The sequence below is a fragment of the Enterobacter cloacae complex sp. ECC445 genome (genome assembly GCF_021892025.1).
Taxonomy (GTDB): domain Bacteria; phylum Pseudomonadota; class Gammaproteobacteria; order Enterobacterales; family Enterobacteriaceae; genus Enterobacter; species Enterobacter chengduensis.
In genome coordinates, this window is sequence record NZ_JAKLRZ010000002.1 from 222,006 (window position 1) to 236,179 (window position 14,174).

Below are 14,174 nucleotides of genomic sequence, written 5' to 3' on the forward strand. Positions count from 1 at the left end.
TTCAGGCAAGCCAGGGCTCGCCCAGGGTCAGCATCAGTCGGTTGGCCCACGCGAAGAACGCCGCGGACTGCACCAGGTCAAGCTGGGCTAAGGTATCCAGCCCCTCTTTTTCCAGCGCGGCGAGGTGCAGCGGCGTGGCGGCAGGCGGTGTCACCGACAGCGCCGCCGCAAAGTTGATTTCCGCCTGCCAGCGCGCAGACTGCCCCTCGCTCAGGGATTGTCCCGGACGCACGGCCAGCAGGGCTTCTACCGCCTCGTCATCCTTTGACAGCTGGCTGGCTTTGCGCGCATGGACAGATGCGCAGTAGATGCAGCCGTTAATTTTACTGGCGACCGTTGCCGCCAGCTCGCGCTCGGCGCGCGGCAATCCCCCCGGCGTATAAAAAATCCCTTTATCGGTCAGCGTGCGCTGTTCAAGCACCGGCAGGTTGCGCCCAAGCAGGCGGAAATAGTCGGAATCGGTATGGCCAAACTTCGCCAGAATCGCCACCTCGTGGTCACGGAAATCCGCCAGCGGTCTGGCGGCGATCCACGGCTCCCAGCCCAGCTCCCGCTGGGTAAACGCGACGGGAGCCGCCTTTCCGGTAGCCGTGGCTGCGGTCGTGTGCCAGACGCCTGCCGCCACCGGCGCGTCGCTTGTGGCGACGGGCCTGTCGTTCAGCAGCCGCAGCCCGGCAATCAGTCGGCTCTGGAAGCTGACAAAGGCGATAAGCTGCGCCAGAGTCACGATGCCTTCCTTGCTCCATCCCGCCTGGGTCAGCGCCCTTAAGGATGTCGGCGTGGCTTCGACGGGGGAGAAGGTCAGCAGCCGCGCGAAGTTCAGCGCCGGGGTCAGACGGTCTGAGGTCGGGTCTGCCAGGCCAAACCCCGCATAGTGCGCGGCCAGCGCCTCGGCGCTGTGCCACCTGGCGACTTTTGCCGCCACGGCGAATCGCTCGTCCAGCGCAAAATCGCTATCCTGCTGGGTAAATAAAATTTCGTAGCTGCCCTGTGCATGGCGCGTGGCGGCGTCCCGCGTGGCGCGCGCCTCTGCCAGAGGGGAACCGGGTTTAATTTCCGCCAGCTCGGCGAGAATGTCCTGACTTAATGACATAGGTATCTCCTCAATGGATATGGGGGGCAATATGTTCGGCGATCAGTTCGATGGACCGCAGCGTGTCGCGATGCGTGGGCTCGACCGAATGGACTTGGAATGAGATGTCCGTGGCGCGCCGGAGAACGGAATCGGCCTGCAGCGAACGCAGCACCGTCTCGGGCGAACCGATATGGGCGTCGAACTGGCGACGAAAATCGGTGACAGTGTCACCTTTAACCGCGTGTCCGGCAGCGCGATGCTGCTGGGCCTGTTTAGTGAGACCCGGCGTGGCGACCCTCAGCGCATAGTCGTCGCTGTCGGCGACGAACGCCGTACGGGAGGCCAGAATGCGCGGTGCGACACCGGCGGGCAATGCCTCAAGGTAGGCATCCACAATCGGGTTCTGGATCGCGTCGAGCGTGAGATCCGGCCGGTCTGCCGGGCGCGGCTGCGTGCGGGAGAGCATTAAACCGTGTCCGGCCCGCGCGGCGCGAACGGCACCGTCGACGGAAAAGGTGGCAATCCAGATACGGTCGGCCAGCTGCGGCGCAGGCGGGTAAAGGTGGTTATCCGGATGGGTGAGCGAATCCCCGCGCCAGGCGCTCTGGATCGCATGCAGATGGTCAGCAAAGGCCGCGCCGCGCTGTTCAAACGTCAGGCCGAACGGCAGGAATGAGGTCGGCGTGCCGCCGGAACCAAAACCGACTTCAAGACGCCCGTTGGCGAGCAAATCGAGCACGGCGGCATCTTCCGCCACGCGCAGCGGGTTTTCCATCGGCAGGGTAATAATGGCCGTACCCAGGCGTATGGTTTCGGTATGCGCGGCTACGTGCGCCAGAAACAGCAGCGGCGACGGCAGGCCGCCTTCACTTTCATGAAAGTGGTGCTGCGCAATCCAGGCGCTGTCATAACCGTGGCGTTCGGCGTGGCGGATTTGCTCAGTTGCCAGACGATAGCGCTCCTTCGGCGTGGCGTCGTCAAGCAGGCGGGTGAAAAATCCCAGGCGTTTTCGCGTCATGCGAACTCCTCCGTAGCGAGTGAAAAATGGGGAATGGCGTCAATCAGTTCGCGGGTGTAGTCGTTCTGCGGCGACGTGAATACGGTTTCGACGTCACCGTGTTCGACCACCTGACCGCTGCGCAGCACCGTGACGCTGTGGGCGATCCGGCGCACGGTAGACAGATCGTGCGTGATAAACAGGTAGGTTAATCCCAGCTGCTGCTGCAGCTGCTGAAGCAGCGCCAGGATCTGCGCCTGGACGGTGACGTCCAGCGCAGAGGTGGCTTCGTCCAGCACCAGGATGGTCGGCTCCAGGATCAGCGCCCGGGCGATGGCCACGCGCTGGCGCTGCCCGCCTGAAAGCTCTCTGGCCGTACGGGTCAGGAGTTCGACGGGCAGGGCAACCCGCCGCGCTACGGTTTCCACCCGGATCTTGCGCTCCGCCTTCGCGAGGCGAGAAAAGTTTTTCAGGGGCTCTTCAATGATGTCAAACAGCGTCTGACGCGGGTCGAGCGAGGCAAAGGGGTTCTGGTAGACAAACTGGATCTTCTGGCGTAGCTGACGGCGGGCCTCGCGGCTGAGCGCGGTGGCATCAATGTCATCAATAATGATCTGTCCGTTATCCGCCTGTTCAAAACCCAGCAAAATACGGGCGAGGGTGGTTTTCCCTGAGCCGGATTCACCCACCAGCGCATGGGTGCTGCCGCGCCTGACGTCAAACGTCACGCGATCCAGCGCCTGAAGCTGATGGCCTTTGCCGAGTGAGAAGTGTTTGCTGATGGCGCGGGCGCGAATGGCCGGGGACGCGAGCGGCAGACCTGCCACTGGGGCAATGGTCAGGCGCTGGCCCTGAAGGTCGCTCAACAGCTGACGGGTGTAGGCGTGCTGCGGCGTGCGGACAATGTCGGCGGTGTCGCCGTGCTCCTGAACCTCACCGTTGCGAAACACCAGCAGCCTGTCCGCGCGCTGCGCGGCCAGGGCCAGATCGTGGGTAACAAACAGAACGGCGGTACCCGATTCCCGGCGCAGGATATCCAGCAGGTCAAGAATACGTTTTTGCACCGTCACGTCCAGCGCGCTGGTGGGCTCGTCGGCAATGATGACGTCCGGGCGCAGGGCAATGGCGATGGCAATCAGCACGCGCTGCTTCATGCCGCCGGAAAGCTGATGCGGATACTGCGTCATGCGCTGTTCGGGGTGGCTCAGGCCGACCTTTGTCAGCAGGGCAAGCACCTGCTCGTCGCGCTGGGCGCGGGTCACCTTCTGGTGCAGCTGAATAATTTCCCCGACCTGCACGCCGATGGTCTTCACCGGGTTGAGGGAATTACCCGGATCCTGCGGAACCAGGCTAATTCGCGCCCCGCGAAGGGTATCAAGACGCTTCGCTGACCAGCGGCCGATCTCCTCGCCGTTGAGGACGATTTTTCCCGCGTCGCGCCGGGCGTTATCGGCCAGCAGGCCAATAATTGCCTGCGCCGTGGTCGTTTTACCCGATCCGGATTCGCCGACAAAGGCCAGCATTTCTCCGCGCCTGAGGGTGAAGCTCACGTTATGCACCACCTCGCGCCACTGGCGGGCGGTACGGTAGCTGATGGTCAGATTTTCTACCGAGAGTACGGTCATTTCAGGCCTCCGCTGAACTGCTGGCTGATACGGTTAGTGGCCAGCACCACGGCGATGACCACCGCGCCGGGGAAGGTGGTGAGCCACCAGGCGGTAGAGAGATAGTTACGGCCTTCGGCGATGAGTAAGCCCCATTCCGGCACGGGCGGCGGGGTGCCGTAGCCGAGAAAGCTCAGCGTGGAGAGCGCCAGGATCGCCTGACCAAACTGCAGCGTGGCAAAGGCGACGACGGCGGTTAAGGCGTTGGGCAGGATGTGTCGCCACAGCACGGCGAAAAACGTCCCGCCGCTGCCAAACGCCGCTTCGACATAATCCGTGTGCCGGATGCGCACGACCTCACCGCGCGCGAGGCGGGCGAAGCTGGCAATGGAGGCCACGCCGACGGCAATTGCGGCGTTAACGGTGCCAAACCCGAGCAGAATAATCACCGTGAGCGAAAGAAGCAGTGACGGGATGGAGAGCAGCACGTCGACGAAACGCATCAGCAGAGACTCGACGCGTCCGGCGAACGCGCCGGCGATGACTCCCAGACCGGTGCCCACCACCAGCCCCATCGTGACGGCAGCGAGCGCCGCGCTTAAGGAGTGGGACGCGCCATACACAATGCGCGTATAAACGTCGCGGCCAAGCTGATCGGTGCCGAGCCAGTGTCCCGCCTGCGGGGACAGGCGCTGCGCGCCAGCGATACCCTCAATCGGGCTGAAGTGGGTTAACAGGCCGGGGGCCACGGCGGCAAAAACGGCGAGAATCATCACCGCCCATGCCAGCCACAGTCCCGGCTGCCATGCTATTCCCCGCCACGTCGGAACGCGTTTTCGCGCGGCGGCAGCGTAATCTACAAGGCTCATGATGCACCTCCGGTAACGGTTTGCAGACGAGGATCCAGCAGCGGCATCAGCAGATCCACCAGCAGATTGATCAGGACAAAACCGAGGGCGGAAATCATCACCACCGCCTGAAGCACGGCGATGTCCTGGTTATTCACCGCCTGCTGGGTCAGCTGGCCGAGCCCGCTGCGGCCAAAAACGGTTTCCGCGATCAGCGCCCCGGCAATCAGCTCGCCCAGCAGCAGCCCGGCAACGTTCAGGACCGGCAGCAGGGCGTTGCCTGTCACGTGACGCCACAGGACGGCGGTTTCACTCAGCCCTTTGGCCCGCGCCACGGCGACAAACGGCTGCGTCGCCACCTGGTCCAGGCTGCGCATCAGAATTTGCGCCAGCGGGGCGGAAATCGGGATCGCGACGGTCACGACGGGCAGGATCAGCCCCTGCAGCGGCGTCGGGTTAATCACCGGGATCAGCCGCAGCTGAAAAGAGAAGAGCTGGATGAGGGCAATCCCCAGCCAGAACGTCGGTAAGGAGATAAACAGAACCGGCAGAGACTGGAGGGTATTGCTCAGCCAGCGCAGGCCCGGCAGGCGCGACGCAAAGGCGATCGCAAACGCCAGCAGGACCGCGAGTGCAAACGCGGGCAGGGCAAGGCTCAGGGTATCCGGCAGATTGCTGGCGATCAGCTCGCTGACCGGGACGCCGGCCTGCAACGAATAGCCGAAATCCCCGCGCAGCATCGCCAGCAGCGTGTGGCCGTATTGCTGCCACAGCGGGCTGTCCGCGCCGTAGGCCACGCGCATCTCCTCGATTTGCGCCGGGCTTAGGCCCAGGTCCGGGTTCTGAAATTTAATCAGCACCGCGTCGCCAGGCAGCACCTGGAGCAACACGAACGAGAGGGTAAAGGCGGCCCACAGCACCAGCAGCCCGTGCCCAAAGCGTTGAAGAAGTGCGTGGCGCATCGTCAGCTCCTCAGTGTTTCTCAATCCACGCGCCGTAGAACGACGGGCGGCCTACCGCTTCGAAATTTACGCCTTTCAGCCACGGCGCGCCGGCAAAGACCTGCGGCTCTTCGAAAATCGGAATGACGTAGGCGTTATCCAGCAGGTAGCGCTGGGCGTCACCCGTCAGCTGGAGGCGTTTTTGCGGATCGACTTCGGCAGAAATGTTCACCAGCAGGGCATTCAGCTTGTCGTCGCGGAAGTTTTTAACCTTGTCGCTGGATCCGCCTTTTTGCAGCAGCGCGTCGCGGTTAGCGGGGTAGAACATGCTTTTGATCACGTCCGGATCGGCGCGTCCCACTTCGGAGACGGTGAGCGGGGTTTTCAGCGGGTCAAGGTTATCCAGCGTGCGGCTGCCTGCGTCACCGGCCTTGACGCTCAGCGCCACGCCCGCCTGTCGCCACTGCTGGGCAAGGAGCTGCAGCACCTCTTTGTTCTGCGGCTGCGGCAGCGACTCATACACCGTCAGCGCCAGCGGCTGGCCGTTTTTGGCGCGGATCCCGTCGCTGCCCGCCTTCCAGCCTGCCTCATCCAGCAGCTGGTTGGCTTTTGCCGGGTCAAAGGTCAGCTTGTCGCTGAGATCGACAAAGCCCGCGGCGGAATCGGCAATCACCGACTTCGCCTGCGGATAGTTGGCCGAGAAGAGGGTCTCGACCACCTGTTTGGCATTGGTGGCGTGCAGAAGCGCCTGTCGCACGCGAACGTCGGAAACCAGCGGGTTATCCGGGCGGAAGCTGATGCTGTCGTTCACCCCGCGCGTTGGGGCAGCGTAGATTTTATAGCCCCGATCGGTGGCCTGCTTTTCGTCATACGCCTGTACCTGACGAATAAAATCCGCCTGACCGGCCAGCAGGGCGCCGACGCGCACGCTGTCTTCCTGGGTGACGATAAACTTGATGCCGTCGAGATTGGCCGGCCCCTGCTGCGGCAGATTTTTTGGCCCCCACTGGTAATCTTTGCGCGCTTCAAGCGTCACCTCGCGACCCAGCTTCTCGTCCTTCACCACAAACGGGCCGGAGCCGATGATATGCCGGGCGTCTCCCAGCTCTTCGAAGTTGCGCTTCAGCGTGCTGAGCGAGACCAGGCCCGAGCCGATGGTGGCGGTGCCCTGCAGGAATCCCGGTGACGGTTTTTTGAAGAAGAACTTCACGGTCAGCGGGTCGACCACCTCGCTGCGATCGTAGTTATTGATTACTTCTGACACCGGCAGGCGCTGCGCCTTATTGCCTAAGCCGTAGGTATCAAAGTTTTTCGCCACGGCGGTGGCGTCCAGCGGCGTGCCGTCGGAGAAGGTGATCCCCGGGCGAATTTTAAAGGTGTATTCGGTTTTATCGGCGTTGGTGGTCCAGCTTTCGGCGACCCACGGCTCCACCTGCAGCGTCTTTGGGTTCTGCCACGTCAGTTTGTCGGTGATCTGGTTAAGAATGCCGCCGTTGGGGTAAAAACCACCTGCAGGCGGATAGAGGTTGGTGTGCGCCTGTTGCTCCAGATAAATCAGGGTGCCGCCTTTGACGGGCGCATCCGCGGCCCAGGCTGCGGTGGTCGTCAGAATCAGCGCCGTCAGCAGCGGCAGACGAAATGGGGTTGGCATGGTGAATTCCTTTGTTATCTTCTTGTTAGCGTCGGATTCATCATCGGGCGCAGGGGAAAACAAGGGAACAAAGGAATTAAGATAAGGATTGCCGGAAAATGGCTATAAAAAAACCGCCCCGGAGAGGAGCGGTGATGAAAGGTGGACGATTATGAACGCAGGTCGATCACCATACGGCCACGGATCTGGCCCTGTTCCATCTCTTTAAAGATGGCGTTGATGTCCTCGATTGGACGCATCGTGACTTTCGGCACGACCTTGCCTTCAGCGGCGAACTGGAACGCCTCCTGCAGGTCCTGACGGGTGCCGACCAGCGAACCCACCACCTGAATACCGTCCAGCACCAGACGCGGAATATCGAGGCTCATCGCTTCCGGCGGCAGGCCCACCGCGACCACACGGCCACCGGCACGCACGGCGTCAACCGCTGAATTGAAGGCCGCTTTTGCGACGGCAGTGACGACCGCGGCATGCGCGCCGCCCGTTTTCTCCTGGACAATTTTCGCGGCATCTTCGCTGCGGGAGTTGATGGTGAGATCCGCACCCATGCTGGCCGCCAGCTTCAGCTGTTCGTCGTTAACGTCAAGAGCGATGACTTTGGCGTTAAAGACGTTTTTGGCGTACTGCAGCGCGAGGTTGCCCAGCCCGCCCAGACCGTAAATGGCAATCCACTGGCCCGGTTTAATGCCCGATACCTTCACCGCTTTGTAGGTGGTCACGCCCGCGCAGGTGATGCTGCTGGCCGCTGCGGAATCCAGACCGTCCGGCACTTTTACCGCGTAATCCGCGGTAACGATGCACTCTTCCGCCATGCCGCCATCTACCGAGTAACCGGCATTTTTCACGTCACGGCACAGGGTTTCGTTACCGCTATTACAGTATTCGCAGTGACCGCAGCCTTCAAAAAACCAGGCCACGCTTGCGCGGTCGCCGACCTTCAACGACGTCACGCCAGGGCCGATTTCTTTCACGACGCCAATCCCTTCATGGCCGAGGATCACGCCGGTTTTATCGCCAAAGTCACCGTTCTTAACGTGGAGATCGGTATGGCATACGCCACAGCATTCCATCTTAAGCAGGGCTTCACCGTGCTTAAGCGGACGTAAGGTTTTTTCGGTGACGTTAACCTGATGATCCTGAGTAACAACAGCAGCCTTCATGTGTATCTCCTTGTTCATGATAAGAATCTGCATAGCAGGTGTAGTACCTCTTAAGGATTAATACATTAGCCTGGTAATGCAAGGCTGCAGCAACATAATGTCATCATTTGATTCGATTTCAGATTAAGAATACGGCGTTCCTCTAATAATTAAGGGGGAAAATTCTGGCCCGGCGAGGCGCTCGCCGGGCGCAGACCTACAGCCGTGCTTCTATCTCCTCTATCTCTTTACGCCATTGCGCCTGCAGCTGCGGCTTTTGATGCTTCGGCTTACGCGCCAGATCGTCTGCCAGCAGCGTTTCCAGCGCGACCAGCCTTTCGAGCAGATCGTCATACGGCGAGGATTGCACCGTCGCCGCAGCGATGTCAGGCGTGGCGGATGTCACCAGCCCCGCGCTTTCCCGCAGGCGCTCAAACACCGCCTGGGCGTCGTGCCATTCGCTCAGTTTTCCCTCTTCAATCAGCCAGAAACGGTTGCAGCTTTGGCTGATTAACTGACGGTCATGGCTGACCAGCAATACGCCGCCGTCGAACTGCTGAAGGGTTTGCGCCAGCGCCTCTTTGCCTTCCATGTCGAGGTGGTTGGTCGGCTCATCCAGCATCAGCAGGCTGTAGCGGGCAAGCGTCAGGCCCACGAACAGCAGGCGCGAGCGTTCGCCGCCGCTGAGCGTGCTGACCGTCTGCCCGTGACGTGCCCACGGGAAACCCGCGCTTATCAGCGCCATTTTGCGGTTCTGCGGATCCGGAGCGAAAGGCTCCAGCGCGTCGAGCAGCGTGGCGTTGTCCGCAAGCTGGTGTAGCGTCTGGTCGTAATAGCCCGGCGACACGCGCGGGTGGATTTTCAGCCCCGCGTCGCTCTGCTCATCGCAAAAACAGCGCCAGATAAGCTTCATCAGCGATGATTTGCCGCAGCCGTTACGCCCGACAATCGCTACGCGATCGCCGCTTTTCAGCCGGGCCGTTTCGATGTTAAACAGCGGCGGTAGCCCGGGTGCGGGCGGGACGCTCAGGCCCTCCATCTCCAGCAGGCGGTCTGCCCGCAGCGCGTCGCCGCGCAGGGTTAACGTCCACGGACTGCCTGCCGTGAGCGCCGTCTGGCTCTCTTTCAGCCGTTCGACCTGTTTTTCCATCTGTTTGGCTTTGCGGGCGAGGTCTTCGTTGTCGTAAACCTTGCCCCAGGTTGCCAGCCGCTTGGCGCTGGCGGTCACGCGGTCGATCTCCTTTTGCTCCGCCCTGTGGCGCTGGGCATCGCTTTCATCTTTTGCCTCAAGCGCCCGGCGTGCGGCCGTGCAGGGAAGGGCAAAGTAGTGCAGCGTTTTATCACGCAGGATCCAGCTGCCGTTGGTGACGGCATCCAGCAGCTGCCGATCATGCGAGACCAGCACGAAGCTGCCTGACCAGGTCTGTAAAAAGTGTTCCAGCCAGAGCATGGTCGGCAAATCAAGGTGGTTGCTGGGTTCATCGAGCAGGAGCAGGTCCGGCTCGCGAATCAGCGCCCGCGCCAGCAGCAGGCGGGTGTGCTGCCCGCCGCTCAGCGTGGCGGATTGCAGCATCATATCCTGCGGCGTGAAGCCCATGCCCGCCAGCAGCGTTTCGGCTTTCCAGCGCAGGCTTTCGCGCTCCGCTAAAGGCAGCTGTGCGAGTACGGCATCGATCATGGTCAGCGGGAAAATGTCGTCCGGGAGATGCTGTTCCACGCGGGCCATCAGGCAGTGCCCGGCCAGCGCCACCGTACCGGCAGCAGGGGAATCGCTGCCGTCCAGCACCTTGAGCAGCGTGCTTTTTCCGCAGCCGTTATCGCCCAGCAGACCAATGCGGTCGCCTTTTTTCAGCGTAAAGGAGAGGGAGTCGAAAAGCGTGCCAAACGCCGTATCAACGCGTAAAGATTGTGCAGTGAGTAAAGTGCTCATTGTTGCTTACCCAAGAGTTACAGGCATGTTTATGCCTCGTCAAACATCGCTGACGATAACTCAGTAAGCCCGAGAGAAGGGATTTCAGGGGGTGGTGTCTTCGCTCAAGCAGAAGTTATCGCAGCACGATACCGATAACGCTTGAGCGGGTGCGATCACCAAATGTATGTGAAACATTGAAAATTTCACAGTACAGCATAATTGGCCTCCTTATATGTTATGAGTTTGTAGGTAGCTATCACTATATAACTTTTTTCCCAATAAACCTAGCAGAAGGGCAGCATCGCCGCCCTGGATTATCTTTTATGTATAAGCAAATACAGGGCTAGCGTGAGAACTGACGCCATGGATGCGGCTATGCTTAAATACGGTACAACAAAGAAATACCAAGAGCACCCTTTGCCTCCTTCGTCATCATGCACAACAACGATCGTTCCATGAATCACGATAGATAATATTACCCTCCGTATACTTCCAGGTAATCGCTTCATAACGTAATTCGAGCGTTTCAAGGTGTGTACTACTCATACTGTTAGGAGACAGGTAGGGTGCAACCGTTGTGAACTTGACGTTTTCCAGAATGATATTGAAATACTCGGCCTCAATACCTGATTCCAGAATACGGTACATTTTAATTGTGGCCTTCTTCATAGTTCGGCCTTCACAAACAGCGCGATACAAAAGTGGTGTTGTTTGATCAAACTCCTTCACTATTATGATAGGACGATGGACACGCGTTCCAGTTAGTTTTCCCCAGCTTGGGTCGACCGGGATAGTGACACCGTGAGAGAAGGATTTTAACTCGATAGACCCCTGGCGAAGTGGCATAAGGCAACTGCCAACAATCGTTGAACCATTTTCATCTTCAAGCCATAAGTGTGCGGGCGTAGACATACTATTTCCTTATAATTAATTTACGTTAAATCTAACGTTTGAGATTTACAAATTCATATATCGATAAAGCAACCATCACTAAAATAAAGAATATGGGAACAGGCCATAATGGCCCGTCAGGAAAAAATTGGAAAAAGACAACTGCAAATAAAAGTGTCAAAAACGCAGGGCCGTACATTGATATCAATGACCTGAATATCCGCCTGAAAAATCTTTTAATAAGATGCATCATGATTATTGAATCATCCTGGTTATGATATCTGTAATCTCACCATCCGAGACCCATTGTGCTTTAAACGCCTCAGCCCGCTCAAACAAGGGCTCTATCAGGAAGTACAACATTTCCAGTTCTTGAGCGTATAGCGCTGAGTAGTACGCAGGATAAGTAATATGAAGACGATGCGCACTATCTGCTGCTTTCTGCACTACGCCGTATATGCCAAATCCCCCAACAACCTGTCCCGCCCTTCGTCCAACCAGCGCACTGAGTTCAAGACTTAAACTCATGCCCGCAGCAACAAATGATGCTGTTGCTAAAGCAAATCCCGCGTTTGTAAGTGAACTTGCGGCGATATGAATATTTACAGTCATTAGTAATTGTTTGATGTGCTCTAGCTGATCGGAGGTTTTGTGCCGAAATACTTCTTCAAAATAGATTTTGAGCATTTCAAACACAACATCTCCATCAAATATAATATGGTAAACATTCTTAGCGAAGCGAATGTCTTCGGACTTTTGCTTCTGACATACATCCTGATATTCATCAGTAAAGCAAGACGTATAATACAGCGCGCGCGTAGCACCCGCGCCGATAGTTTCAATCTGATTTGATACGGCTTTTCCTACACCCGTTAATGCGTGGTCGAGTTTCAACGCAAGGATGTTATTCGCCTGTAAATAACGTATCACTTCATCGCTATAGTACATAACCGCTCCTTGCTTCCCTCGCGACTTTGCAAATCAATAGCGCTTTTGATGTCTGCACTTCATTACCTTTCACCCAACAACAAACCGGAATTGCCATTTCAAAATGCCTTATATGAGAAATGCCAAACGTTACTAAACCCCTAAAGCAAACTGTTTATTAGGCAAAAAATGTTATGCAAAATATTTATATTTCAACGAGGCATGCATTGTTGTTGCAATATTGATTTTTTAAATAATGTTCAGTGAAATGCTGTAGTAGAGGCAAATAAAATAAAGGCAGGAGGGTATTCACGTTCCCTCTCCCTTTAAGGAGAAGGAACGGTTTGAGCGCAGAATTAAATCGACGTACGGCGATAGCTGCGGTATTCAGGCTTCCAGAAGTTGTCGTCGATGGCCTGCTGCAGCGCGTCGGCGGAGGTTTTAACCGCCACGCCCTGCTGTTGCGCCATTTTACCCACCGCAAACGCGATAGCGCGCGACACCTTGTGAATATCCTTCAGCTCAGGCAGAACCAGACCTTCGCCATCGTTGACCAGCGGCGAGTGGCCCGCCAGGGTTTCGCTCGCAGACATCAGCATTTCATCGGTAATGCGGGACGCGCCGGAGGCGATTACCCCCAGACCAATGCCCGGGAAGATATAGGAGTTGTTGCACTGGGCAATCGGATAGGTTTTATCCTTCCAGACCACCGGATCGAACGGGCTGCCGGTCGCAACCAGCGCGTTGCCTTCGGTCCAGGCGATGATGTCCTGCGGCGTCGCCTCCACGCGGGAGGTCGGGTTAGACAGCGGCATCACGATAGGGCGCTCGCAGTGCTTGTGCATCTCGCGAATGATCTCTTCGGTGAAGAGACCGGTTTGCCCGGACACGCCGATCAGAATATCCGGCTTCACGTTGCGCACCACGTCCAGCAGGGAAAGGACTTCGTTGTCGGTATCCCAGTTTTTCAGGTTTTCGCGTTTCTGCACCAGCTTGGTCTGGAACGGCAGCAGGTTCGGCATGCCGTCGGTCAGGAGGCCGAAACGGTCCACCATAAAGACGCGGGAGCGGGCCAGCTCTTCGCTTAAGCCTTCGCGCTGCGTCTGGGCGATAATCTGCTCGGCAATACCGCAGCCTGCGGAGCCTGCGCCAAGGAAGACGATTTTTTGGTAGCTCAGCTGGCTGCCGGCCGCGCGGCTGGCGGCGATGAGCGTACCCACGGTCACGGCTGCGGTGCCCTGAATGTCGTCGTTAAAGGAGCAGATCTCATCGCGATAGCGGTTCAGCAGCGGCATCGCGTTCTTCTGGGCAAAGTCTTCAAACTGCAGCAGCACGTCCGGCCAGCGGTGCTTCACGGCCTGGATGAAATCGTCGACAAACTGATAATATTCGTCGTCGGTAATGCGCGGGTGACGCCAGCCCATATAGAGCGGGTCGTTGAGCAACTGCTGGTTGTTGGTCCCGACGTCCAGCACCACCGGCAGGGTATAGGCCGGGCTGATGCCGCCGCAGGCGGTATAGAGAGAGAGTTTACCGATGGGGATCCCCATCCCGCCAATGCCCTGGTCGCCGAGGCCGAGAATACGTTCGCCGTCGGTGACCACAATCACTTTGATATTGTGGTTAGGCACGTTCTGCAGAATATCGTCCATGTTGTGACGGTTCTGATAGGAGATGAATACCCCGCGTGAACGACGGTAGATCTCTGAGAAACGCTCGCAGGCGGCACCCACCGTCGGGGTGTAGATCACCGGCATCATCTCTTCCAGATGGTTCTGCACCAGGCGGTAGAAGAGGGTTTCATTGGTGTCCTGAATGTTACGCAGGTAGATATGTTTGTCGATTTCCGTTTTGAAACCCTGATACTGGATCCACGCGCGCTCCGCCTGTTCTTCAATGGTCTCGACCACTTCCGGCAGCAGGCCAAGCAGGTTAAAGCTGCTGCGCTCTTCCATGCTGAAGGCGCTGCCTTTGTTAAGCAGGGGAAATTCGAGTAAAACCGGTCCGGCGTATGGGATGTATAAGGAACGATGTTTTTTCAGTTTGTTGTCCATGTCACTCACTCTTTTTATGAAGATCCGTCCCTGGCACTGCTGTTTGTCATCTTTCTGGCCTGTGCGATGGGGTGCGGTCAGGCGGTATTATAAAGGAGCTAAATATTAATTACCGCAACACATAAACAAAAACAC

Annotated in this window: 11 protein-coding genes; all 11 read right to left on the reverse strand. The window is 58.1% G+C overall.

Going from position 1 to position 14,174, the window contains the following annotated elements; translation table 11 throughout:
* Position 1: 1 nt before the first annotated feature.
* The 11 genes from L6R44_RS02445 to L6R44_RS02500 all read right to left on the reverse strand — a co-directional run bounded on the left by L6R44_RS02445 (position 2) and on the right by L6R44_RS02500 (position 14,039).
* Positions 2-1,093, reverse strand: a complete 1,092-nt coding sequence (locus tag L6R44_RS02445; protein ID WP_237423119.1) for an alkylhydroperoxidase domain protein — start codon at positions 1,091-1,093, stop codon at positions 2-4.
* A 10-nt stretch (positions 1,094-1,103) separates the two neighbouring features.
* Positions 1,104-2,093, reverse strand: a complete 990-nt coding sequence (locus tag L6R44_RS02450) for a putative FMN-dependent luciferase-like monooxygenase (protein ID WP_237423120.1) — start codon at positions 2,091-2,093, stop codon at positions 1,104-1,106.
* Positions 2,090-3,697 carry a dipeptide ABC transporter ATP-binding protein gene (locus L6R44_RS02455; RefSeq protein ID WP_237423121.1) on the reverse strand — a complete coding sequence of 536 codons (1,608 nt, stop codon included), beginning with the start codon at positions 3,695-3,697 and terminating at the stop codon, positions 2,090-2,092. Before L6R44_RS02455 ends, L6R44_RS02450 begins: the two co-directional genes overlap by 4 nt.
* Complete coding sequence (locus L6R44_RS02460; RefSeq protein ID WP_237423122.1) at positions 3,694-4,545, reverse strand: ABC transporter permease; 852 nt, start codon at positions 4,543-4,545, stop codon at positions 3,694-3,696. The genes L6R44_RS02455 and L6R44_RS02460 overlap by 4 nt, the downstream gene beginning before the upstream one ends.
* Positions 4,542-5,486, reverse strand: a complete 945-nt coding sequence (locus tag L6R44_RS02465) for an ABC transporter permease (RefSeq protein WP_237423123.1) — start codon at positions 5,484-5,486, stop codon at positions 4,542-4,544. The genes L6R44_RS02460 and L6R44_RS02465 overlap by 4 nt, the downstream gene beginning before the upstream one ends.
* A 10-nt stretch (positions 5,487-5,496) precedes the next feature.
* Entirely contained in the window at positions 5,497-7,116 is a 1,620-nt protein-coding gene (locus L6R44_RS02470) for a TIGR04028 family ABC transporter substrate-binding protein (protein WP_237423124.1), read from the reverse strand.
* Between the two features lie 149 nt (positions 7,117-7,265).
* On the reverse strand, positions 7,266-8,276 hold the full coding sequence (gene adhP / locus L6R44_RS02475; RefSeq protein ID WP_237423125.1) for an alcohol dehydrogenase AdhP: 1,011 nt from the start codon (positions 8,274-8,276) through the stop codon (positions 7,266-7,268).
* Positions 8,277-8,472: 196 nt separating this feature from the next.
* Positions 8,473-10,185, reverse strand: coding sequence for an ABC-F family ATP-binding cassette domain-containing protein (locus tag L6R44_RS02480; RefSeq protein ID WP_237423126.1), 1,713 nt, complete (start codon positions 10,183-10,185; stop codon positions 8,473-8,475).
* A gap of 414 nt (positions 10,186-10,599) precedes the next feature.
* Positions 10,600-11,079 (reverse strand): Hcp family type VI secretion system effector, encoded by a 480-nt coding sequence (locus L6R44_RS02485; protein ID WP_237423127.1) that lies wholly within the window; start codon positions 11,077-11,079, stop codon positions 10,600-10,602.
* A 234-nt stretch (positions 11,080-11,313) separates the two neighbouring features.
* Complete coding sequence (locus L6R44_RS02495) at positions 11,314-12,006, reverse strand: hypothetical protein (protein ID WP_237423129.1); 693 nt, start codon at positions 12,004-12,006, stop codon at positions 11,314-11,316.
* 335 nt (positions 12,007-12,341) lie between these two features.
* Positions 12,342-14,039, reverse strand: coding sequence for an NAD-dependent malic enzyme (locus tag L6R44_RS02500; RefSeq protein ID WP_008501715.1), 1,698 nt, complete (start codon positions 14,037-14,039; stop codon positions 12,342-12,344).
* Between the last annotated feature and the right edge of the window lie 135 nt (positions 14,040-14,174).